The following is a 22460-nucleotide window of genomic DNA, read 5'->3' as shown; positions in this document are numbered from 1 at the left end:
GCAATTTAAACTTTACTTAAATTATTTAATTTGTATTTGATAGGCTTCACATATCTAGCTTTAAAATCTATTAAATTCGTTATTTAACAATGTGTTAGTTTGTTTTTGAATAGTATTATTAAGTTATCAATTAATAATACTTAACGTAATTAAATGCGTAATGTAATCAATATCACCCGATTATTATTGATATCGAAATATCGGGTGATTATTTATCTTTAATTACGCTTATTTAGAGTGATTAATTGAGTTATTCACTTTTCTCTACTTCAAAAATTATTGATTGATAAGGATGTAGGGCAATTTGCTGCTTGTCGTTATGGATATTGTCGTCATGGGTATTTGCGATATTGCTTAAATGTATTTGGCGATAATGTTGGTTAATAGTTTGCGGTTTATCACTGAAATTACAGTAAATATCGATGGCGCGTGAACCTAATGTTCGCCGATAAGCAATAACAGGTTCAGGGGCGCTAATTTCTGAGAATTCGCCTTTAACCAAGATATCGCTAATTGGAGAATGGCGGCGCAGGGTAATCAATTGTTGGTAAAACGCGAAAAGTGAATCGGGTTGCTGCTGTTGGGTGGCGGCATTAACTTCTCGGTAGTTAGGATTAACTTTCAACCATGGCGTTCCTGTTGTAAATCCGCCATGGCGTTGGCTATTCCATTGAAATGGCGTTCGCGCATTGTCGCGGCTACGCTGGGTAAAATAGTTCATCATGGTGGTGTGAGAGTACCCGTGATTTTGACCCCATTGGTAGAGTTTAAAAAGATGCAAATCGTGATGTTCGTCGAGCGTCATTGGGCAGTTCGTCATGCCAATTTCTTGCCCTTGATAAATAAACGGCGTACCGCGCTGAGTCAATAAAAACATTGCCAACATTTTTTCGGCGACAGGGGAGATGGCGCCTTTCGGTAAGAATTTGTTCAGTGAGCGCGGTTGGTCATGATTTTCTAAATAAGGTGCACTCCAACCCACTTGCTGGGTCGTGAGTTGGCTTTTTAGAAAAACAGGCTTCAAACGTTCGCCTGTGATTGGATCAATGGCGAACGGGGGCTGTTTGGTAATGTCGAGATCCGCAATACTGAAATCAAACACCATGGAAAATGTCCCATCTTCCCCGATATAGTCAGCAAGATCTTGCGGTGGAACATCGATTTCAGCCACCGTCATTGAGTTCGCAGGATGGAAGGTTTGGCTGGCGAGCTCCTTTAAAAATTCATGGATGCCTGGTTGGTTAACCACCCAAGGAACTAAAGACGCGGTGCCATCTTCCCGATCGGGAGGGAATTGGTAAGGCGAGAGGGCTTCAGGGGATTTTTTAATATTGCCGATAGCATCAATGCGGAATCCTGCAACGCCTTTGGCTATCCAACGATTGATCATTTGGATAATTTCTTGGCGTAATTGTGGGTTTTCCCAATTAAGATCCGGTTGCTCGGGTCCGAAAGAGTTGAAGTACCAGCGAGTGCTATCTGGAACCTGAGTCCACACCGGGCAATCAAAGTAGGTACGTAAATTGTTCGGTGGAGTGGGTTTATCCCATTCAATAAATTGGTAATAGTCAGCATAAGGGCTATTGGGATCAGCAAGGGCAGCTTCGAACCAAGGGTGCTGGTTTGAGCTGTGGTTAAGCACTAAGTCCAGTAAGATTTTAATACCACGCTGTGAAGCTTGGCTGATCAATATATCAAGATCGTCGTTGCTACCAAAAACTGGATCGACCCTGTCATAGTTGGCGATGTCATAGCCATTATCTTTCATCGGCGATTCAAAAATTGGACATAGCCAAATCACGTTTACACCCAAAGATTGAATGTAGTCTAGCTTGGCGGTAATACCAGAGAGATCGCCAATACCGTCGCCATTATGGTCATAGAAGCTTTTGGGGTAGATTTGGTATACCACCGCAGATTTCCACCAGGCTTGAGCCATCTATTTTCTCCTTAATCAAAATCAGATATCAGTAAGTTGCTTTAAATATAGGCAATGTGTGTTTTTGTGCGATGTATCATTATTTTGCGAAATGCAAATGCAAACTAATATCATTAGCGCTATGTTTCATGTAAGATAACCGCCATCTTCGGGTCATGAATGACGTGACTAACGATAATCACATTGAAAGGTGGAGGAATTTAGATGTTCGCAAAATCATTAGTTTCAGGGTTTGCCTTATTATCCGTTGTTGCGTTAGCGGGTTGTGATGACGCTAAGCAAACACAAACAGCAGCGCCAACGACCGAGCAGCCAGCAACAGAAAAAGCAGCTGAAAAACAAACGATTGTCGTTGAACATGCTCAAGGCAAAACTGAAATTCCTAGCCATCCACAACGTGCGTTTGTGATGAACATGGAAACCTTAGACATCATCGATGCGCTGGGTATTCCGGTGATTGGTGTTCCACAAACTAACGCCCATTTTCCGCAGTTTTTAGAGAAATATAGCACCTCAGAATATGTTAATGGCGGGAGCTTATTTGAGCCGGCTTATGAAACTATTAGCAGTGCAAAACCGGATGTGATTTTAGGTGGTAGCCGTGCTCGCGATGCTTATGACAAATTAAGCGGTATCGCACCAACGATTTCTCTAGACATTGATAACAAACGTTTCATTGATAGCCTGATGGAGCGTACGGCGCTGTTAGGTTCTTTATTTGGTAAAGAAGAACAAGCGAATAAACTCGTTTCTGACTTCAAAAACAAAATTAATGATATTAAAGGCAAAACCCCTGATGCGGGCAAAGCGATGGTGATCTTAGTGAGCGGCGGTAAAATTTCTGCTTACGGTCCAGGTTCTCGTTTTGGCTTTATCTTTGATGTATTAGGTTTCGAACCTGCTTATGTCTTCACGGAAGATACTGGTCGTCACGGTAATATCGTAAACTCAGAGCTGTTATTAAAACTGAATCCAGACTGGTTATTTGTTATCGACCGTGATGGCGCGATTGGTGCGAAAGATGCACAACCTGCGGCAGACGTGTTAGACAATGCTTTGGTCAGAAAAACCTCTGCATGGGAAAAAGGCCAAGTGGCTTATTTAGATTCTTCAGCGGTTTATATCGCTGGTGGTATCCAAACTTATTCCCAATTAATGGATGATGTAAACAAAGCTTTAGAGAAGAAAAAAACGAATTAATCAATGAAAACGCTTTATCTCTCTTTTGGTATTCTCGCGTTATTGGTATTAGCGGTATTAAGCTTGTTTATTGGAGCGGGTGACGTGTCACCCGTTTCGCTTTTCACCGACCCCGAGATGCAAGATATCTTTTTCGTGAGCCGTATCCCTCGCACCGCCGCCCTGATCCTTGCAGGAAGCGCCATGAGCGTCGCGGGGCTGATTATGCAGCTACTCACCCAAAACCGTTTTATCGAACCTTCCCTTGCGGGTACCACGCAATCTGCCAGCCTTGGCTTACTGTTCGTGATGATCCTGTATCCAACGGCTTCTATCATGACCAAAATGGTGGTGGCGAGCGGATTTGCACTGCTAGGTACAGCGCTATTTATGCTGATTTTACGCCGGATCATTTTGAAGTCCGCTCTGATAGTGCCGTTAGTCGGTATCATGCTAGGGGCCGTAATCAGTGCGCTTACCATTTTTACCGCCTACTATTTCGACCTGCTTCAATCACTCGGTGCTTGGATGAGCGGCGATTTCTCTAGCATTTTACAAGGTCGCTATGAGCTACTTTGGCTGGTGGGCGGCTTAACACTGGCAGCCTGTTTAATTGCTGATAGCTTTACAGTGGCAGGGATGGGGCGTGAGTTTTCCGTTAACGTCGGCTTGAATTACCAGAAAGTGATGACCATAGGGTTATCTATCATCGCCTTAATCAGCGGTGTGGTGGTGGTCGTTGTCGGCGCACTGCCGTTCTTAGGATTGATTGTCCCGAATCTGATTAGCTTGATGATGGGGGACAATATTCGTAAAACTATCCCGTGGATCTGTTTAGCGGGCGGTGGCTTAGTGCTGCTGTGTGACATTATTGGTCGCTTAATTCGTTATCCGTTTGAAATTCCTGCGAGTGTGATTTTAGGTGTCGTAGGCGCGGTTATTTTCCTTTATCTCTTGTTAAAGCATCAGCGTTATGGAAAAAGTTAATTCATTAAGTTTGCCAGTGAAAAAAACGTTTACGCCAATCCAGCGCATCGGCCTGTTGGCTGCGCTGTCAGTGCTGTCGATCATTTTGTACATGACCATTAATTTGGGCAGTAATCTCGCGTACATTCTTCCCCATCGTGGTTATATCGTGCTGACGATGATCATTGTGGCGTTTGGCTCTGGGGTATCGACGGTTCTGTTTCAAACTATCGCCAATAACAAAATTCTGACGCCATCCATTATGGGGTTAGAGGCATTGTTCATCCTGCTGCAAACTATCTTTGTGTTTTATACCGATAGTTTTCCCGCATCATGGTTGTTGAATATTGGTAAGTTTTTGCTGGAATCCTCCCTGCTGGTGATTTTCTCCGTACTGCTGTACCGCTGGCTGTTTATCTCCGTCAAAATGAATATCAATTTAGTGTTGATGGTGGGAATTATCCTCGGAACACTGTTTCGCAGTGTGGCGACCTTGCTGCAACGCTTGATGGATCCGAATGAGTTTTCCATTTTGCAAAGCCGGATGTTTGCGACTTTCACTAAAGGGACGCCGGAGCTGATTCTGTTCACGTTGGTGATCACCGTGATTGTGGGCATTCTGCTTTGGCGCATGCGCTACTGCTTCGACGTGCTAGCACTGGGACAAGCCAATGCGGTGAACTTAGGGATTAACTACCGTCAGCAAGTCACCGTAATCTTATTATTGATTTCTGTCTTAGTGGCTATTTCCACGGCGCTGGTGGGACCGCTCACGTTCCTCGGCTTGATGGTAGCTAACTTGGCTTACTACATCGCAGGAAGCAGCCAGCATCGCTATTTATTGCCAGTTTCTTTCCTACTCGGTGTGATTGCATTAGTGGGCGGGCAGCTGGTTCTTGAATATGGATTGAATAAAGCGGGTACCTTATCTGTGGTACTCGAGTTTGTCGGTGGAATATTCTTTATTTATATGGTGTTAAGAAGGTTTTAGTATGATTGAAATTCATCAGGTATCGAAAAGTTATCAAGATACTAAGGTCTTAGATAACGTTACAACCAATATTAAAAATAGCGGTGTCACTTCAATCATCGGTCCAAATGGTGCAGGGAAATCAACGCTGTTGTCGATTATTGGTCGCTTACTATCGGCGGATCACGGTTATGTCAAAGTGAATAACTTGGATGTCTCGACGACACCAAGCGACCAGCTCGCAACCTGCTTATCGGTACTTCGCCAAGAAAACCAATTTGCTAGCCGTTTAACGGTGGAAGAGCTGGTTGGTTTCGGGCGCTATCCTTATACCAAAGGGCGCTTAACACTGGATGACAAGCAGAAAATCGATGAGTCTTTGGCGTTTTTGAACTTAACCGAATTTCGTCATCGTTATCTTGATGAACTTTCTGGTGGTCAGCGTCAGCGTGCGTATGTGGCAATGGTGCTATGCCAAGATACCGAATATGTGCTGCTGGATGAGCCACTGAATAACTTGGATATGAAGCACGCGGTGATCATGATGAAATTACTGCGCCGTGCGGCGGATGAGCTAGGCAAAACCATCATTCTGGTTATCCATGATATTAACTTTGCTTCAGTGTATTCAGACTATATCGTGGCGCTGCGAAATGGGCGTTTATCTTACCATGGCGAGCCACAAGAGATCATGAAGTCCGAGATTTTAGAGGAAATTTTCGATACGCCGCTAGAAGTCAAAGAGCTGGATGGACAACGGATCGCGCTGTATTACTGATTTTTATCCGCTCCAATAGATGATATTGGAGCGGTGTGTTATTGCGGTGGGATCGTAATATCTTCGTCGCTATCTAGCTCATCCAGTGGCTGAAGGATTTCAAGGCGTTTGATGCCATCAGCATTCACCACTAAACGCGCTAATTCATTGTAGGCTTTCTTATTCATGATGACGCGGCGGCATAGATAAATATGGTAAACCTTTTCACCGATAATTACGGGTTCATCATCATTAACCATCAACTCTTCATAGCTAATATCGAGATATTTCAAAAAGTCTGAAATATTAACCCGCGTAATATCCACAATAGACGATTGAGTCTGCATAAAGGCCGCAGAATTGCTGTGCAAGGTGACATCCTTGCGGTAATACAGAATATCTTCCACGCGCTGCACATTGACCAAATTCACCCAGTGGGATTTTTGGCGCATTTCATGAATATCAGGGGATAGGGTACTTTCTTTTAGAAAGCGGAATGACTCCTTACAAACCCCAACGGGCTCTTTTACCCCTTCCCGATAAATACGCAATTGACGATCAGGGATCCAGCGTTGAAATAACCGATATAGCTGTTCTCGTCCAATTTCTTTTAAGCGATCTTTAAAGATATAACCAATCACCATCGCTAAGAATAAATTAGCGCTGAGCGCACCGTATTTACCTTGCCACATAAAGGCAATAAATGTAGCGAAAACCATCGAAATTGCGGCTGCAATACCATAAATAGAGTGTAAAAGTAGCGGGAGACCTCGTTTGTGGCGGATCTCTAAGTAGAGGTAGCGGTTAATATATTTTTTCAGTAAATTGCGGCGGTAGGTGACCATTTCCGCGTCGTTTTCATCGTGTGGAAAGCTATCTGGTGCTAGCTTTTTCAAGTAACGCATTTCTTGATACCACAGATGGCGAATTTCATCGCGTAGAGGAAGTTGTTTGTCTTTTAATAAATCTTGTAAGTAAAACAAGGTGTAATGGGACATAAACTCATCGCAATAGGCGAAAGCGTTGGATTTAATGACCTTTTCAATTGGTGCTGCATAGGCGCTGAGTTCTCGATAGCGTTTGAGCCCATGCTCAATGTCTGCCAACATCCCCGTTATGTACTCTTCAGTTTGCCGTTGAGAGTTCTGGGCAACCATCTTCAGGGTTAACCGCACGCTGCGCTTAAAGGTGAGAGCAAAGCGTTTTAGATGGTTTTCATATTCATCTAATGTTGGCGGTAATTCAGGATCTAACCGTTCCAACCAGCTTTTCAACTCATCGACTAGCCCACTTTCCGCGGGAATAGAAGAGAGCTGCACCGTAGGGGCTCGCAGCCGGATATAGTTTTTTAAGCTGCGCTGAAGATTTGAAGGGGTGTAGAGATCGGGGTTAACTTGCATCGATGCCGGAAGAAAAAAGAAGGTTTCAACTTGGTAGCGGATCTCTTTTGATTTTCGAGGGAAAAAGACTTGCTGTTTGATTTCAAACTGCTTTTTACCGTGGATTTTCAGAGATTCTTTAATCATGGCCTTCCTACCGGTGTTTCAGTGTATTCAAATATGGGGTGAATACGATGCAAGTATTTATCAAAGAAGAACAATAGTAATGTGGATGGCAATAAAAGAGAAGGGAGACAAAGAGAAGGAAAACAAAAACGGCCGCTAATGTTTACTTCCAAGCCAAAGCGGAAATAAATAGTCGGCCGTTTTAAGCGTTCGTTGTCAGTTAAAAACTATTTTTTAGCTGCTGGGCGAACTGCGGTTACTTCAATTTCCACTCTCCAAGCTGGGTTAGCCAGTTTAGCGACTTGGAAGGTAGAACGAGCTGGTAGATTGGTCACTTTTTCAGTTTCATAGAACTTGTTGTAGCCAGCCATGAAGCCAGCGAAGTCCATAGTTCCTTTAGTTTCATCACCACCAACTAAGAAAACTTGCATTTTAACAACGTCATTCATAGTCAGACCCATTTCACCCAGAGTCGCTTGAATTTGTTTCAGAACGTTGATTGTTTGTACTTCAGTGTTACCGTAAGACTCTAAAACGCCTTCTGGAGCATCTTTAGAGATTTTAGAAGGAACTTTCCCGCTCAGGAAGATGAGGCTGTTGTTCGCGCTGATTTCTACTGATTCAGCGATTGGGAAACCTTTAACTGGAACACGTTTCACATCGTCTGCTGCGTTTGCAGTTGCTACACCTAAAACTAAAGGTAAGGAAAGCAGTAAAGTTTTGTAGCGCATAATAACTCCTTTATATATGAAAGTAGGAACCTATTAAGACCGTGAGGGGCTCGATAGGTTCCATCTAATTGTGTTTCGTTTTAATTAGTTAAAACGAGACAGTTTATAAGGCGTTGGATCGATAAATGTCTTCTCGTCCATTAACAATTCAGCAGTTAATCGACCCGCCGCCGGGCTTTCAGTCATACCCCAACCAGTCGCGGTATTGATAACCAGGCCTGGGTATTGTTCAACTTTAGAAATGATTGGAATCTCGTCATCAGTTGGAGAAACGGTGCCGCCCCAACGTTCAACAACTTTAGATTCTTTAAATACTGGGAATTCTTTTCTCAGACGCTCAAGAACGCCATCTAAGTGGTCGTTGTTTGGCGTGTTAGTTGCTGTACGGAACTCTTCGAATGGAGTCTTCTCGTCTAAGTTCCAAGAAGTTGCCATAGTGAATGAGTTGAACAGGTCTTTACCGATAGAGAATTCTAATGGTAATTCACCGCCGCCTAATACGTGCAGGAAGCGAGGTCCTAACAGGAAGCTGTCTTTCACGATAGAGCTGGTGAAGATACGTGGTGCAACCGCGTAAGTACCGTCTGCTTGTTCACGGAAGTGGATACCGTTTGGCAGGTGGACGTTACCTTTTGGTGCGCCTGGAACGCCAGTAATACGCTGTTGAGACAGGTAAACGTTCAGAGTAGGGACATCAACACCTAAGTTACCCATGAACAGACGTGACCAGATACCACCAGTCAGAACGACTTGAGAGGTTTTGATTGCACCTTTTTCAGTGACAACATCAGAAATTTTACCGCCTGCGGTTTCTAAGCCACGAACTGCGCAATTCAGGTAGATTGGAATACCAATTGATTTTGCGTAGTTAGCCATTGCTGGGGTAACAGTTTCCGGGTCAAGGCTACCAGAATCTTCTTCAAAACCACCAATTTTCCATGGAGATTGAGCACCAACCAGACGATTAGCCAGTTCTTGACCTTCGATCATACGGGTTCTCAGCGGGGTATCGAAACCTGGGTTTTCAGACGCAGATTTGATCCACGCTCTTGCAACTTCCAGATCTTCTTCGCTTGAAGGAACTTCAACACGACCTTGAACACGGTAGCTGGTATCAGCACCGATTTTTTCGTTCATGCCGAGCCATTGAATTTTTCCGTAGTGGTGTAATGGGAAAATAGCTGGGGAGGTTTTATAGCTGATGATCTGGCTGTATGCGCGACCAGATTGCTCGCCGCCAACAACGCCTTTTTCACAGATAACAACGTTTAAGCCGCGCTCTTTCAGGTTAATCGCAGTCATGATGCCTTGCAGACCAGCACCGATAACAACCGCATCAGCAGATGCTGGTAATTTACCTTCGGTACCCGCGACTGCAGGTACGCGTGATGGCGTAGATTCAAAACGACCTTCTCTGCGGATCATAGGGACAACAGCTGCGCCCCCAGCAATAACACCAGCAGCACCAACCCCTAATAATAGTTTTCTTCTCGAGATTTTCATCTATAACCTCAATAACAATCTTGTTTTTTATATAGTAAATAATTTCAAATTGAGATGATGATCTTATCATATATTTTGAAATTGTTAAGTATCGAAAGTATTTGTTAATAAAATTGAGTGAAAAGTTTGAGTGGGTTATTTGAACTGGTCAGTGTTGTTGGGGGTTTGTCGCAATTTGGATTATTTTATCAATAGCAGAAATAGACAATTTTAATTGTGAATGTCAGTAAAAGTGTACAGGTGTAAATATCTAAATTTCAGATAAGTTAAATATTTCAGAGCCCAAATTAAGGAAGTGCCAAATAATTAATATCAGTTGATTATGCTGAATTTAGATTAAGTTTGATTTCGTTTTTATCGTAAAAAATAAAAGTTAAGTTAAATTTTTTAGCTATTTTATAATCACCTGATGGATTTGCATACAATTAATTTACGTTTAGTTGCACCGTATATTTACTGATAGTTTTATAGATGATTCTTTTTTGTTCTATACGCATTTTTATTTATATCAATATGAAAAATATGATTTTTTATTTTTACTGTGATTTTCTTGGCATAATAGGTTAATTATTTATTTGATAATTTTTTTGCTTCCAATCCTTAATCTAAATAAATCCCACATCATTCTTGAGAGTATTCGGTTGTTAATTATCCATGTATAAATGTAATTATTAACACTACTAAGTGTAATGATTTTATTTATGCTGATTTTTTGCATTTTCATTTTTCATATAAAGAGCGAATGTATTTTTTTATTTTGATGATAATTTGCTCATATTAATTAGTTGGGAAAAATTTTATTTATTTTAGAATTTAACATTTGATTGGTTTTTAAGCCCAAAAATTGGGTTAATAAAATGTTAAAAAATAAATATTTAAAGTCTGGTTATTAGATAAATATATCTAAAATGAGAGGGATAATTGGTGAGGGGTATAGGTTATGCCTCCCTTTTGATGAACGTTAAGGGAGGCAATTATGGTTAGCAACTCAACGCATCTGCTACCGCTTTAAAGCGGACGAACTTATCCCGTAGCTGCTGATGAGCTATAAGGTTAGGTTGATACGCGGTGATTTTCGGTGTGCTTGATGCAATCGCGGTATCAAACCCTGAATAATATCCAGAGCCGACTGCGGCACACAGTGCGGCGGCTTGGCAGCCTGACTGCTGAACATCCACCACTTCAAGAGGCAAATTACTGGCATCACAGAACATTTGCATCCATAACGCCGAATTGGTTGGACCGCCAGTAAAGCGAATAGCCTGAGTGCAGTCATCAATGCCAACAATACGGTCTTGATGCAGCAAATGAGAAAACACAATTCCCTGATAAATGGCGTAGGCAATATCCCCTTCAGTATGATGGGAGCTTAACCCAAGTAGCCCGCCATGCAAGTTACTGTGGTAGTTAGAACCATATAACCAAGGGAAAAATAGAATATCGTTTTGCCGTGTGGCTCCTTCTGCAACGCAAGCATTGAGTACTTTGTAATCTTGCAAGCGTTGATCGAAAAAGTGTCGTGTGAACCAAGCGAGGTTACTGGCTGAGGTTGGACTGCCTTCATGAACAAAATAGGTGCCTGGAATACAGTATTTTCCCCACACATAAGGGTAATCGGCAGGCATGATTTTATCAAAAACACGCGTGGAGATAGTCCAGGTTCCAGCGACGGCACTGAGCTTATCTTTCTGGCTGACACCTGATGATAGCGCGGCTCCCACCACATCGAAGAACCCACCAAATACTGGCGTTCCTTCTTTAAGGCCACACTCTTTTGCGGCATGAGTCGTGACACAGCCCGCTGACTGTGCGGAGTTAATCACGGGGGCGAGTTTGTCGTTAGCCTCTTCAATACCAAACAATTCACAGAGTTTAGGATCGTAACTGGAGGTTGTTGGGTTATAGAGTTGGCTGCCTGAAATATTGGTCTCTTCGCAAGTGAGCTGGTCAGTTAATCGATAACGAATATAGTCGTGAACCATTAAAACATAACGACCATCGCGATAGCTGTCTGGCTCATATTGTTTTAACCAATTTAGCAAGGCAACGGGGTGTGATGCCCAAAGTTGCTGCAAGCTTAGGGGATATGCTTGCTCTGCGGTGCCATTTTGGTGCCATTGATCGACAATCGCTTGTGCGCGGGAATCCGAAGAAACAATGCCGTTTCTGACGGGTTTTCCGTGTTTATCCAGTAAATATAGCCCTTTGCCGTGGGAGGAAAAGCTGACGCCTGCGATTTGTGATGCAGACAACTGGCTTTTGGCGATAGCTTCACGGATAACGCCGCAGGTGACTTGCCACAGGGTTTCCATATTACGCTCACTAAACCCAGCTTGTGGACTTTCAGTGGGAAAAGGGTGCTCAGCAACCACCAGTTCTTGCCCTTCAGGGCTGTAGATCCCAGCTTTGATCACGGTGCCTCCAAGGTCGACACCCATGAAAAATGTGCTCATTGTTAGCTCCTTAGTTTTCCCAGCCCGCTTGCTGCATTTTTTCTTCAATCCAATGGCGCGCTTTGATGATCTCAATCAGCGGTTCATCGGCTTTTTCCGTCCACATTTCAATTAAGAAGGTGCCACGATAATTGAGCTGCTTAAGCTGTTTGAACAGTGCCACAAAATCCACGCACCCTTCGCCGAATGGCACATCACGGAATTGACCTTTGCAACTGTCTGTTACGGCGTAGGTATCTTTCAGATGCAGAGCAACAATATTTTCAATGCCTTTGGTTAACTCGGCAGCCACATCACTACCCCAAGCGGTTAAGTTACCGACATCAGGATAAACTTGGAACCACGGTGAGCGAATTTTATCGGCAAGCGCTTGCCATTTCGTGATCGAATTCATAAATGGCGTATCCATGATTTCGACGGCGCACATCACCTGAGAAGCTGCGGCAATTTCAGCGACCCATTTCATGCCTTCTTCAAAGCGCGCAATGGTGCCTTCATCTTGCTCTTCGTAATACACATCGTAGCCAGCCAACTGAATGGTACGGATACCCAGATCTTGAGCCAATTTAATGGCTTTTGTCATTAATTCACGGGCTTTTTGACGGGTATCTGCATCATGGCTACCAAATGGAAAACGACGGTGACCCGATAGACACATCGTTGGGATGCGTACCTGGGTTTTTTGGATGGCAGCTACTAACTCTAAGCGTTGTTCCAAACTCCAATCTAGACGGGCTAAACGCTCGTCCGTTTCATCAACCGACATCTCGACAAAATCAAATCCTGCCGCTTTTGCGATAGCTAATTTTTCGCTCCAGCTACTGTGCTTTGGAAGGGCTTTTTCATAGATACCAATCGGATTTTTTCGTGAAATAGTCATCTTTATTCCCTGTAAGTTAATTTTGTACGGATGCTTTATTGAGGCGTTGATTGCGTGTCATTGCACGCTTAGCGCTCCATTTTTCTTTAAAGAATTTGAAGGCGAGAGCGAGGATCAACGTAATGCCCCAAACCGCGAGATTGAAGTGCAGGCTGACGCCCAACAGGCTAAGACCAGTTGCAATGACTTGCAGAACGAGCAATGCGCAGAAGACGCGGCTGACTTTACCGACGCCGCCAAATGGGTTTGTGCCTCCCAATACGATGGCTAAAATGGTCAGCAGTAAGTAAGAATCCCCGTATCCCATGCGGGCTGAGTTAAAGCGCGCCATCATGATCAGCCCTGCCAACACACACAGCAGGCTTGAAATGGTGTAAATCGCGATCATAACTCGGTCGGTACGCACGCCGCTAAACCACGTAGCATTGATGTTGCTGCCGCTCATATAGATATTTTTACCAAGGCGGGTGCGACCTAAAAACAGAGCCAAAATAATCGCGGTCACAATGAAAATAATCATGGCGATCGGCATACCGAAAACGGTGTCAGAGCCAATGGCGCGAACCACTGGCGGCATCCCACTGAGTGCGGCACCTTTGGTAAGGTAAACACCAATACCGCTGATAATAGTCATGGAACCAAGTGTGACCAAAATAGGATGAGCGCCAATATGGGAAATCATTAGCCCTGTTAAGCAGCCAATAATAACGGCGATAACGGTGGCACCGATTAATGCAAAGACCAACCACATTAGCTGCGTGCCCGTTCCTGCATCAACAGGCAGGTAATTGATAAATACCCAAGCCATAAACAAGCCAGTCAAGTTAGCGGTGCTGATAATGGCGAGGTTTAACCCGCCACTCAACATCGGAACAAACATGGCGAAGGTCAGAAGACCCAGCTCTGGCAACTGAAAGGTAATACTTAAAAAGGTATTCTGGGTAAAAAAGTGCCCTGGCATGGCGATACTGAAAGCCGCAATAGCGACCAAAAAGATTGAAAGCAGTCCGATAACAGAGCCATCAATTTTAAAAAAATCTTGTTTTTTCATGGTGATATTCCTGTTAAACAAAGCCTACGTCCGTTTCTTTACGCTTTTTGTAGTGAGTAATACAAATAGCGATAAGAATGACCATACCGATGACGATATTGACGAAGTAGTTAGACACCCCGATCAAGTTCAGACCGTTTTTCAAGATACCGATGAGGAAAACCCCCATAAGCGTACCGATAACGCTACCGCGACCGCCGGATAAACTCGCGCCACCTAATACCGCGGCTGCGAGAACATCAAGCTCGCCACCCACTAAGGCGCTAGGCACCACTTCACTCATGCGATAGGTTTGCAGCATGCCGCCGATAGCGGCCATCGCACCGAGATAACCGTAAGCAAACAGATAAATCACCCAGACGCGAATACCAATACGTGAAGCTGATTCTTGGCTGCCGCCTACCGCATACAGTTGGCGACCAATGTGGGTTTTGTTCATTAAGATCCACGTTAAAAACGCGATCCCTAACATCACGATCAATGGCAAACCAATTTGATAATATTCACCATCCACTTCAAAAGGCAGGATGGTGACAGGATCAACCCACCAATCCGGTAAGTCGTAGATACTGTGTCCGTTGGTTAGCCACATCAGCATGCCGAACAGCAAAGATTGCATACTAATAGTGATAATGATCGACACCACATTGAGGGAGTAAATCAAAATTGCGTTGATCAACCCAAAGGTGATCCCGATGACAATCGCAAGGGCGATACTGAGGGTTGGGCTTTCGAGTAATCCTTGCAGTAAGAAAGTGGCAATCACATATTGGACAACCGAGGCAACGGCGGCGAAAGAGATATCAATACCACCAGTGACGAGTACCACAAATAATCCCAGTGCAAAAATACCGGTGACAGCATAGCTTTCGCTTAAGTCGAGCAAGTTTTGAATAGTGAGAAATTGTGGGCTCATTAAGGTGAAAAACACCACCATGATGAGGATCACCCAGATTAGCCAGCCTTCAACAGACTGCGGACGAAGTTTTTGCCAATTAGCCATTGATGATTTCCTCCAATTGTTGCTCAGTCATGGAATCCGTCACAATTTCTTTGACGATAGATCCTTGCTTCATATGTAAAATGCGATCGCAGTTGTAGAAAGCTTCAGAGGCTTCATCGGTGATCAATAAAATGGCGATCCCAACACCAGAAAGTCGATGTATCAGCTTGTAAATGCTGTCTTTAGCACCGATATCGACCCCCACGGTAGGGGCATCAAGGATCAGCACTTTAGGGCGCGTCAGGATCCATTTGGCGAGCACCACTTTCTGCTGATTTCCCCCTGATAAGGTGGAGAGAGCATTGTTTGGGTCGGTCACTTTAATATCCAAATCCGCGATCCACTCTTGGACGATTTGCTGGCATTTTTGCTCATCAATCAGATGAAGAGGGGTTTTCAGGCGATCTAAAATCGAAATCACCATATTGTCGGCGATAGACTGCTGCAAAATTGCCCCCAGTGTCAGGCGGTCTTCAGACACGTAACCAATACCATGTTTGATAGCTTGGGCATTATTTTTGAAGATAATTGGCTTGTCTTCGACGATCATTTCGCCGCTGTCAGGGCGGGTTATCCCAAACAGAGAAAGGGCAAGCTCGGTACGACCAGAGCCTAATAATCCGCAAAGTCCCAGTACTTCACCGCGCTTTAATGACAGGGAAATATTCTGGTATTGCCCAGCACGGCTGAGGTTTTTCAGTTCTAAGACCGTGTGAGTTTCTTCTGCGTTATTGGGTGATTTGCGTTCATGAACAATATCAAGCCCTGTCATCAGCTCAGTGATTTTGCGCGTTGTCAGGTCTTCTGCTGGCCATGTTCCCATTTTTTGCCCATCACGAATAACGGTAATGCGGTCAGAAATTTCTTTTACTTCCTCTAACCGATGGCTGACAAAAACAACGGTGATACCTTTGTTTTTTAAGTAGTTCACGGTAGAAAGTAGCTGATTAACTTCGGTGCGAGTTAACGAGGCCGTTGGCTCATCCATGATCACTAAGCGTGCATCCGCAACCAGTGCGCGGCAAATGGCTACTTGCTGACGCTGGGCAATGGGGAGAAACTGCACTGGGGTATCAGGGTCAATGGTGAACTCAAGTTCTTTGAGAATTTGTAACGCTTTTTCCCTCACTTTCCCTTTTTGAAACCAACCAAAATAACCGTTTAAATTCAGTTCAAAGGCGATGTTTTCTGCCACGGTTAAGTTAGGAAATAAGGATAAGTCTTGGTAGATAACTTGAACGCCAAGCTCTCGCGCTTTGTCTGGGGTCAGGCGAGAGTATCGTTTGCCATCTATTTCAATTTCGCTACCTTCATCGGGAGCATAAACGCCGCTAATGGTTTTAATTAACGTACTTTTTCCGCAGCCATTGGTGCCCCTAAACAATGAACTTCACCTTTGTTTAGCGTCAAGTCGATATTGCGTAATGCACGATGACCACCAAAGCTTTTGGAAAGATCCCGTAACGTAATCAGTGGGGAGTTTTTTTCGGCTGTCATAGTGGAGTCCTGGTGTTGACTGTGTCGTCAGATTCAGAGTGACAACAGACACCGCTATCAGACCTAAATAGGGTGCTGTTGTCACTTAAACTATGTGGAACAAAATAATACTGTTGTCGTATTTTTATTATGTAGCGCGAATTTACAGACCGACTTCAACCAGCTTTTTGGTGTTTTCAATATTCAGGTTAACTGGGTTGTCGCTGAGGATGGTGTTGCCACTCACTTTTATCTCACCCATATCACCGATGCTGACGCCAGTTTTGATCTCTTCGCCATTCATCATTGCCGTAGCGACTTGAACGAAAACTTGACCAGCCACTTTCGGGTTAGAGATATAGCCGCCGTCAATTGCGCCTTTTTCTAACAGTTTGATACCTTGACCCGGCGTGAATGTACCGAATACACAGGTTTCAGCGTTTTTACGGCGTTTGTCGATAGCGCGACCCGCACCGATAGGTCCTTGAGAACCAAATGACATGATACCTTTCAGATCTTTATGCTTAGACAGCAGGTCGTTTGCAGTACGCATAGAATCATCAACGGATTCTGCTACACCAAAGCGGTCATCGACCATTTGCATTTTTGGATAGTGTGCTTTTTGGTAAGCGATTGCCGCATCAGCCCATTCGTTGACTAAAGGTACCGTCAGGCTGCCCACGAACATGGCGTATTTACCTTCTTCACCCATACATGCTGCCATATCTTTCATATGGTTAGCGCCCATGCTTTGGGTATCCAGTAATTCGAAATCCCAATCCGCATTTTTTTGATCTGGGGATTCGTGAGTAATCACTTTGATGCCTGCTTCTTGGGCGCGCTTTAATACCGGCTCAAGGACTTTTGCATCGTTAGGAACGACGCCGATAACATCGACTTTCTTCGCGATTAAATCTTCAATTGCACGAACTTGTTCTGCAGGGTCAGCGGTGGTTGGACCCACTTGGAATGCATTAACGCCGAGTTTTTTACCTTCTTCAGTGATCCCTTGCTCCATGACGTTAAACCAAGGAATCCCCCCCACTTTCACCACAACACCCATGGTAAATGGCTTTTGTGCTTTCTGTGATTCAGCCATCGCCATGTTGGAAAACAGTGCGGCGCCCATTAAGCAAGGTAAAACTAATTTTTTCATATTCATCGTTATATTCCTCAGAGATGATGTGCATATACAGCCATGCTCATCAACATAGGGTTAATGTTTTGTTTAATCGGATAGATATAATTAATTTCTATTAATCGTTAATTTAATTAATAGGTTTATTTGCTGCCTGGTGTAATTCGGTTATTTAAAATAAAAACAAATTGCTTAATTTACTCATTTAGTTACGCTGCGACTATCATCGATATAAATACTCTTTATTACACTGAATACTATTTATCACATTCAATAATGTTTAACTTCGGAAATACTTGTTTGAAGTTTTTATCATTAAGTTTATTGGTAATTAACACGTTAATATCATTTAAGGTACAAACTTGGCTAAAAGCATATTGGTCTAATTTATTATTATCCGCTAATAACACACAATTCTCAGAAACCTGAATCATAATATTTTTTAATTTGGCATTAACTTCACTGCCATCTCGAACGCCAGTTTCAATATTGAATCCTTGGCATGATAAAAATAACGTTTTAATTTGAAAGCTACGGATGATACTTTCAGAAATAGGACCATGAAAATCATCATGGCGTTCTGAATATTCTCCACCAATGCCAATGACGCGAACGCGATCTCGGCATGCTAATGCTTGAATGATTTTGACGGAGTTGGTGACCACCGTAATATCGATATCGGGTATTTGCCTAGCCAGAAACCAACATGTGCTGCTGTTATCCATCATGATGCAGTCACCCGGCTGAATAAACTTCAACGCTGCTTTGGCGATTTTCATTTTCGCATCTGGGTTCTCTTCCGTTCTCTTACGAAAGGATTCTGCACCATCGACCATTTGACTGAGTTTGACCGAAGAGGGCAACACATTCAGTACCGGGCTTTCATCTTGTTCAGTGGCAACCGCACCACCAAAGCTGCGAATTAAACGTTTTTCACGTTCTAGTACCGTTAAATCCCGGCGAATAGTTTCTTGAGAGACGTGACAAAGTTGGGCTAAATCGCGCACTAACGCTGAGCCATGTTGAGAAACATGGGAGCAAATTAATCGGTGGCGTTCAGCTTGTAGCATCTCAAAACTCCTATTCAGCCCATGGCATTTATTATTTCTGTGACAAACATTCTTTCCGCGATAAACATTCTTTCCGCGATAAACATTCTTTCCGCGATAAACATTCTTTCCACGATAAACAGTGTGCCAGCGCTGAATTTTTTTTGTCGTGATTCGACTCATGTAATAACGGATAGAAACAAACAAAGCTATTTATAGAGTTATTGATCACGTTTATATGAAACAAACATTTATATTTTCATTTTTATCGTTAATTAGATCACTAAATATGGCGGTATATAGACAGAAACTAGACGAAGCATTAATCAACTTTCACATATTCGGGCATTTTTATTAGGCGTATTTTTGTTTTAGTTAGACCGATTATGACCGAGTATGACTGATTTATGTTGTTTTGTTAATGATTTGTAAAGCGTCGGACTTTTTTATTCAGCTAAATCTGTTTACCTTAATAATCAGAACAACGTCTATTCATCGACAGTAAATAGAGAATAAAAGAGAACCTTGTCGTTGATATGACTCGCTATTTTCATATCGTATTCACGCCATCTTTTTACACCTAGGGAGGTAATCATGCTGGAAACATTAAAACAGCAAGTATTTGAGGCGAATCTTGAATTACCCAAACATAAGCTAGTGACGTTTACGTGGGGTAACGTAAGTGGAGTAGACCGTGAAGCCGGTTTGATGGTGATTAAGCCTTCCGGGGTGGATTATGAAACCATGAAAGCGGATGACATGGTGGTCGTTTCATTAACCACTGGTGAAGTCGTCGAAGGAAAATATAAGCCTTCTTCAGATACCGACACCCACTTAGCGTTATATCAAGCCTTTCCCGAGATTGGTGGTATCGTTCATACCCATTCGCGCCATGCAACCATTTGGGCACAAGCTGGCTTACCACTAAGTGCATTAGGCACCACACATGCCGATTATTTTTATGGTGAAATACCTTGTACCCGTAAAATGACAGAAAGTGAGATAGCGGGTGAATATGAGAGAGAAACTGGGCATGTGATTATTGAAACATTTAAACAGCTCGGAATTTCTGCAAAGGATATTCCCGCGGTATTAGTCCATAGCCACGGTCCATTCGCTTGGGGCAAAGATGCTCATAATGCGGTACACAATGCAGTGGTGTTAGAAGAGATTGCGTATATGAATTTATTTACGCGTCAATTGACACCTAAAATTGACGATATGCAGCAAGAATTACTGGATAAGCATTATTTACGTAAACATGGGAAAAATGCATATTACGGACAAAAGTAGAGTTTATTTCTTTTTAAGTACGTTATTTTAAGACTATTCATTTTATTGTTAATAAGTTGATAAATTTATTTTTCATTTAATTGAAAGGTTTTAACTCGCTCAGTGTCTATTGAATGCCATATACAATTATCCATAACAAATTACCTATAGCAAATTATCTATAACAACAGCCACGGACGTATTATCGTGGCTTTGCCATGCAAAAATATTTTTATCAGGGTATAGGGTTAAATTGTAAGTCGGTTTAAACTGGCGCGGTGTATTGGTGATACTGAGTGGAAAGGACATGTCTAATCGAGTACTTTTTCTATTTTTGACCTTTTTCGTTAATCTTTTTTCTGTTTCACATGCTGCGGATATAAAAAATAATAATTTAATTATCAGTGGTTCAAAAGCGATCAATCTTGATAATTGGGAGCTTGTGGATGTACCTCCCAAATTGATTCAGACAAAAGCGCCAGAAAACATCTTTGCTATTGTAGGCGGTCAAATGCGTATTGTTGGAGAGATCAATCCAGACAATGGCTTTTACGCCTATAGTCCAAATGGTGACTATAATGCCCTACAGTTTGGTAATGATTTCGCCTATGTTAAAAGCACTCAGATATCCAAAAAGAAGCCTCGGAATATCCCTGAAGATGACCGTTTAAACGATCTTAAAAACCCAGTTTATGATTATTTGATTACAAGCCAAAAAACGCCGGTATTCAGTGCAACTGATGAAGATTCGCGGCAAATCGCCTCTTTATGGGAAAATCTACGCTATCCAGTGTTAGCTCGAATGATCAAAACGGATGAAGATGGGGACAAAACCTCATGGTTAACCATTCGCCTCGGGGATCGTCTGGGTTATGTTCGCTTAAATGATGTGGCGATTGATAAAGGCATTCCTATTTTTACTTATCACCATATTCTCGAGGACGGTGAAAATAAAAACTTTCGCCATACTTCGACGACAACCTCGGTTGATGCTTTTCGTGAGCAAATGAATTACCTCAAAGAGATGGGGTATCAAACATTATCGCTCGAAGATGTGGAAGGTTATTTAAATAAGAGTGCGAATTTACCCGGGCGTGCTGTGGTACTCACGTTTGATGACGGGCTTAAATCCGTTTATCGCTATGCATTGCCTATTTTAAGAGATAACCAGCAACAGGCGACGCTGTTTGTCATCTCTTCGCGTATCAAAACTCAGCCGCAAAAATGGGATCCGGATTCTCTGCAATTTATGAGTAAGCAAGAAATTAAAGAGAGCCAAGATGTTTTCAACATTCAATCCCATACGCACTTTTTACATCGCTTAGATAACCGTAATAACCCGATTATTTTTAGCCGTAAAGAGCACACGATCATGCTGGATTTTAAACGTTCAATGAAAGCATTGGCGAAATTCGAAAGAGATCAGCGCTATTTAGCTTACCCGTTCGGTGCCTATAACCAAACGGCGATTGATGCGGCAAAAGAAGCGGGCTTACATATTGCGGTGTCTACCATCCAAGGTAAGGTCAAGCTCGGTGATAACCCTTATGCACTAAAACGCCTGTATGCCTACAGCACTGACCCGATTAGCAAATTTGCTTTGATGGTAGGCAATAGCGAGCAGGATGTGGTGAATAAGAACGTTGTCGTTGATAAATAAGTTGAAAGAACCTTGGGTGCTGCACGCAAAAGGCCCAAGGTTTTATTCGCTTTGCGCTGAACATGTTGCCATTTCGGCTGTTAACCATTGGCGGAAATATTGTGTTAATGGGTTGAGTTCAGCGTCTTTATGAATTAACAATGCCCATTTAGCGCCTGTTACGCGCTGCTCTGTGAGTGGTATTAATTGCCCTGAATTTAGAGCTTGTGTCGCGAGTAATTGACTGACTAATCCGATCCCCAATCCTTGGCTGACGGCATCTAATAACAGACTCGGATCTGAAAAGTTCACTCCTTTTTGTGATTGTCCAACTGATTCACCACCGCCAATAACCCAGTTACTCCAATCCATTTCTCGCTCGCCGTGTAGCGTTAAAGGCGATTTAGCACCAAGCAGGCTAGGGTGGCAAGCTGGGTAGAGACTATCTTGATATAACACTTCAAAAGTACATTCATTTTGTATGGCTAGGTCATCACGGATCGCGATATCAATAGTTTCCATTTCCATATTTGGCACGTCATAGGTAGTGAATAACCAGATATCAATGTCAGGGTGTCGTTGTTGAAATTGTCTAAGTCGAGGTAATAGCCAGTGACGAGCAAATGCAGGTGTTGTGTTCACAATAAGTTGGTTAGATTTTCGATACTGATCGAGCCTGCGTACCCCAATCGCTAATTGTTTCAATGTATCCTGAACACTAGTGTAAAAATCCTGCCCGGCATCCGTGAGCGTGACACTGCGTCCTTGTCGAATAAATAGTGGCTGCTCGAGCTGGCTTTCTAAACTACGAATTTGCTGACTAATTGCAGATTGTGTGACATGCAATTGCGCTGCGGCTTGATGGAAACTTCCCAACCGGGCGGCCGCTTCAAACCCGCGTAATGCATTTAATGGTGGCCAATATTTTAGCATTCTTGATAAGCTCATC

General features: G+C 43.0%; 17 protein-coding genes and 1 pseudogene. 6 read left to right on the top strand and 12 right to left on the bottom strand.

Going from position 1 to position 22460, the window contains the following annotated elements; genetic code table 11:
• Positions 1 to 250 precede the first annotated feature (250 nt).
• Positions 251 to 1939 (bottom strand): alpha-glucosidase, encoded by a 1689-nt coding sequence (locus ACIH2S_RS17160; protein ID WP_321146335.1) that lies wholly within the window; start codon positions 1937 to 1939, stop codon positions 251 to 253.
• 204 nt (positions 1940 to 2143) lie between these two features.
• Between ACIH2S_RS17160 and ACIH2S_RS17155 the strand changes: the two genes are divergently transcribed.
• Genes ACIH2S_RS17155 through ACIH2S_RS17140 form a run of 4 tightly spaced genes read left to right on the top strand, consistent with a single transcriptional unit; the run spans position 2144 to position 5832 of the window.
• Entirely contained in the window at positions 2144 to 3139 is a 996-nt protein-coding gene (locus tag ACIH2S_RS17155; protein WP_036949212.1) for a siderophore ABC transporter substrate-binding protein, read from the top strand.
• 3 nt (positions 3140 to 3142) lie between these two features.
• Positions 3143 to 4105 carry an ABC transporter permease gene (locus ACIH2S_RS17150; RefSeq protein ID WP_036949213.1) on the top strand — a complete coding sequence of 321 codons (963 nt, stop codon included), beginning with the start codon at positions 3143 to 3145 and terminating at the stop codon, positions 4103 to 4105.
• Positions 4092 to 5075, top strand: coding sequence for an iron chelate uptake ABC transporter family permease subunit (locus ACIH2S_RS17145; protein ID WP_108479523.1), 984 nt, complete (start codon positions 4092 to 4094; stop codon positions 5073 to 5075). The genes ACIH2S_RS17150 and ACIH2S_RS17145 overlap by 14 nt, the downstream gene beginning before the upstream one ends.
• Position 5076: 1 nt before the next feature.
• Entirely contained in the window at positions 5077 to 5832 is a 756-nt protein-coding gene (locus tag ACIH2S_RS17140; protein WP_108479522.1) for an ABC transporter ATP-binding protein, read from the top strand.
• Positions 5833 to 5870: 38 nt separating this feature from the next.
• On the opposite strand, the gene ACIH2S_RS17135 is transcribed toward ACIH2S_RS17140, so the two are convergent.
• The 10 genes and pseudogenes from ACIH2S_RS17135 to ACIH2S_RS17090 form a co-directional block, all read right to left on the bottom strand.
• Entirely contained in the window at positions 5871 to 7337 is a 1467-nt protein-coding gene (locus tag ACIH2S_RS17135; protein WP_108479521.1) for a hypothetical protein, read from the bottom strand.
• A 206-nt stretch (positions 7338 to 7543) separates the two neighbouring features.
• Positions 7544 to 8047: a RidA family protein gene (locus tag ACIH2S_RS17130; RefSeq protein ID WP_036949217.1), complete on the bottom strand. Its 504-nt coding sequence runs from the start codon at positions 8045 to 8047 to the stop codon at positions 7544 to 7546.
• Positions 8048 to 8131: 84 nt separating this feature from the next.
• Positions 8132 to 9550 (bottom strand): NAD(P)/FAD-dependent oxidoreductase, encoded by a 1419-nt coding sequence (locus tag ACIH2S_RS17125; protein WP_036949218.1) that lies wholly within the window; start codon positions 9548 to 9550, stop codon positions 8132 to 8134.
• Positions 9551 to 10530: 980 nt separating this feature from the next.
• A complete protein-coding gene (locus ACIH2S_RS17120) occupies positions 10531 to 12003 on the bottom strand; it encodes an FGGY-family carbohydrate kinase (protein ID WP_036949220.1) in 1473 nt (490 codons plus the stop codon).
• A 10-nt stretch (positions 12004 to 12013) separates the two neighbouring features.
• On the bottom strand, positions 12014 to 12883 hold the full coding sequence (locus ACIH2S_RS17115) for an L-ribulose-5-phosphate 3-epimerase (RefSeq protein ID WP_108479520.1): 870 nt from the start codon (positions 12881 to 12883) through the stop codon (positions 12014 to 12016).
• A 16-nt stretch (positions 12884 to 12899) separates the two neighbouring features.
• Complete coding sequence (locus ACIH2S_RS17110; protein WP_036949222.1) at positions 12900 to 13934, bottom strand: ABC transporter permease; 1035 nt, start codon at positions 13932 to 13934, stop codon at positions 12900 to 12902.
• A 13-nt stretch (positions 13935 to 13947) separates the two neighbouring features.
• Positions 13948 to 14937, bottom strand: a complete 990-nt coding sequence (locus tag ACIH2S_RS17105; RefSeq protein WP_036949223.1) for an ABC transporter permease — start codon at positions 14935 to 14937, stop codon at positions 13948 to 13950.
• Positions 14930 to 16434: pseudogene (locus ACIH2S_RS17100) on the bottom strand (sugar ABC transporter ATP-binding protein). The gene ACIH2S_RS17105 and the pseudogene ACIH2S_RS17100 overlap by 8 nt, the downstream one beginning before the upstream one ends.
• 142 nt (positions 16435 to 16576) lie before the next feature.
• Positions 16577 to 17569 carry a substrate-binding domain-containing protein gene (locus ACIH2S_RS17095; RefSeq protein WP_036949290.1) on the bottom strand — a complete coding sequence of 331 codons (993 nt, stop codon included), beginning with the start codon at positions 17567 to 17569 and terminating at the stop codon, positions 16577 to 16579.
• A gap of 239 nt (positions 17570 to 17808) precedes the next feature.
• Entirely contained in the window at positions 17809 to 18621 is an 813-nt protein-coding gene (locus tag ACIH2S_RS17090; protein WP_272535956.1) for a DeoR/GlpR family DNA-binding transcription regulator, read from the bottom strand.
• A gap of 573 nt (positions 18622 to 19194) precedes the next feature.
• Here ACIH2S_RS17090 and araD point away from each other — a divergent pair.
• Together araD and ACIH2S_RS17080 are read left to right on the top strand one after the other, a co-directional pair.
• Positions 19195 to 19893, top strand: coding sequence for an L-ribulose-5-phosphate 4-epimerase (gene araD, locus ACIH2S_RS17085; protein ID WP_108479519.1), 699 nt, complete (start codon positions 19195 to 19197; stop codon positions 19891 to 19893).
• 286 nt (positions 19894 to 20179) lie between these two features.
• The gene (locus ACIH2S_RS17080; protein WP_108479518.1) at positions 20180 to 21532 is read left to right on the top strand and encodes a polysaccharide deacetylase family protein; all 1353 of its coding nucleotides are present in this window, start codon (positions 20180 to 20182) and stop codon (positions 21530 to 21532) included.
• 42 nt (positions 21533 to 21574) lie between these two features.
• Here the strand turns inward: ACIH2S_RS17080 and ACIH2S_RS17075 are convergent, their stop codons facing one another.
• Complete coding sequence (locus tag ACIH2S_RS17075) at positions 21575 to 22444, bottom strand: LysR substrate-binding domain-containing protein (protein ID WP_036949228.1); 870 nt, start codon at positions 22442 to 22444, stop codon at positions 21575 to 21577.
• Between the last annotated feature and the right edge of the window lie 16 nt (positions 22445 to 22460).

Source organism: Providencia lanzhouensis (genome assembly GCF_050469745.1).
Classification (GTDB): Bacteria; Pseudomonadota; Gammaproteobacteria; order Enterobacterales; family Enterobacteriaceae; genus Providencia; species Providencia lanzhouensis.
This window is presented reverse-complemented; position numbering and strand designations above follow the sequence as displayed.

What these genes read in the sequence shown, in the direction of transcription:
- ACIH2S_RS17160 (WP_321146335.1), bottom strand. Translation starts at nt 1,939, where the DNA reads ATGGCTCAAGCCTGGTGGAAATCTGCGGTGGTATACCAAATCTACCCC.
- ACIH2S_RS17155 (WP_036949212.1), top strand. Translation starts at nt 2,144, where the DNA reads ATGTTCGCAAAATCATTAGTTTCAGGGTTTGCCTTATTATCCGTTGTT.
- ACIH2S_RS17150 (WP_036949213.1), top strand. Translation starts at nt 3,143, where the DNA reads ATGAAAACGCTTTATCTCTCTTTTGGTATTCTCGCGTTATTGGTATTA.
- ACIH2S_RS17145 (WP_108479523.1), top strand. Translation starts at nt 4,092, where the DNA reads ATGGAAAAAGTTAATTCATTAAGTTTGCCAGTGAAAAAAACGTTTACG.
- ACIH2S_RS17140 (WP_108479522.1), top strand. Translation starts at nt 5,077, where the DNA reads ATGATTGAAATTCATCAGGTATCGAAAAGTTATCAAGATACTAAGGTC.
- ACIH2S_RS17135 (WP_108479521.1), bottom strand. Translation starts at nt 7,337, where the DNA reads ATGATTAAAGAATCTCTGAAAATCCACGGTAAAAAGCAGTTTGAAATC.
- ACIH2S_RS17130 (WP_036949217.1), bottom strand. Translation starts at nt 8,047, where the DNA reads ATGCGCTACAAAACTTTACTGCTTTCCTTACCTTTAGTTTTAGGTGTA.
- ACIH2S_RS17125 (WP_036949218.1), bottom strand. Translation starts at nt 9,550, where the DNA reads ATGAAAATCTCGAGAAGAAAACTATTATTAGGGGTTGGTGCTGCTGGT.
- ACIH2S_RS17120 (WP_036949220.1), bottom strand. Translation starts at nt 12,003, where the DNA reads ATGAGCACATTTTTCATGGGTGTCGACCTTGGAGGCACCGTGATCAAA.
- ACIH2S_RS17115 (WP_108479520.1), bottom strand. Translation starts at nt 12,883, where the DNA reads ATGACTATTTCACGAAAAAATCCGATTGGTATCTATGAAAAAGCCCTT.
- ACIH2S_RS17110 (WP_036949222.1), bottom strand. Translation starts at nt 13,934, where the DNA reads ATGAAAAAACAAGATTTTTTTAAAATTGATGGCTCTGTTATCGGACTG.
- ACIH2S_RS17105 (WP_036949223.1), bottom strand. Translation starts at nt 14,937, where the DNA reads ATGGCTAATTGGCAAAAACTTCGTCCGCAGTCTGTTGAAGGCTGGCTA.
- ACIH2S_RS17095 (WP_036949290.1), bottom strand. Translation starts at nt 17,569, where the DNA reads ATGAAAAAATTAGTTTTACCTTGCTTAATGGGCGCCGCACTGTTTTCC.
- ACIH2S_RS17090 (WP_272535956.1), bottom strand. Translation starts at nt 18,621, where the DNA reads ATGCTACAAGCTGAACGCCACCGATTAATTTGCTCCCATGTTTCTCAA.
- araD (WP_108479519.1), top strand. Translation starts at nt 19,195, where the DNA reads ATGCTGGAAACATTAAAACAGCAAGTATTTGAGGCGAATCTTGAATTA.
- ACIH2S_RS17080 (WP_108479518.1), top strand. Translation starts at nt 20,180, where the DNA reads ATGTCTAATCGAGTACTTTTTCTATTTTTGACCTTTTTCGTTAATCTT.
- ACIH2S_RS17075 (WP_036949228.1), bottom strand. Translation starts at nt 22,444, where the DNA reads ATGCTAAAATATTGGCCACCATTAAATGCATTACGCGGGTTTGAAGCG.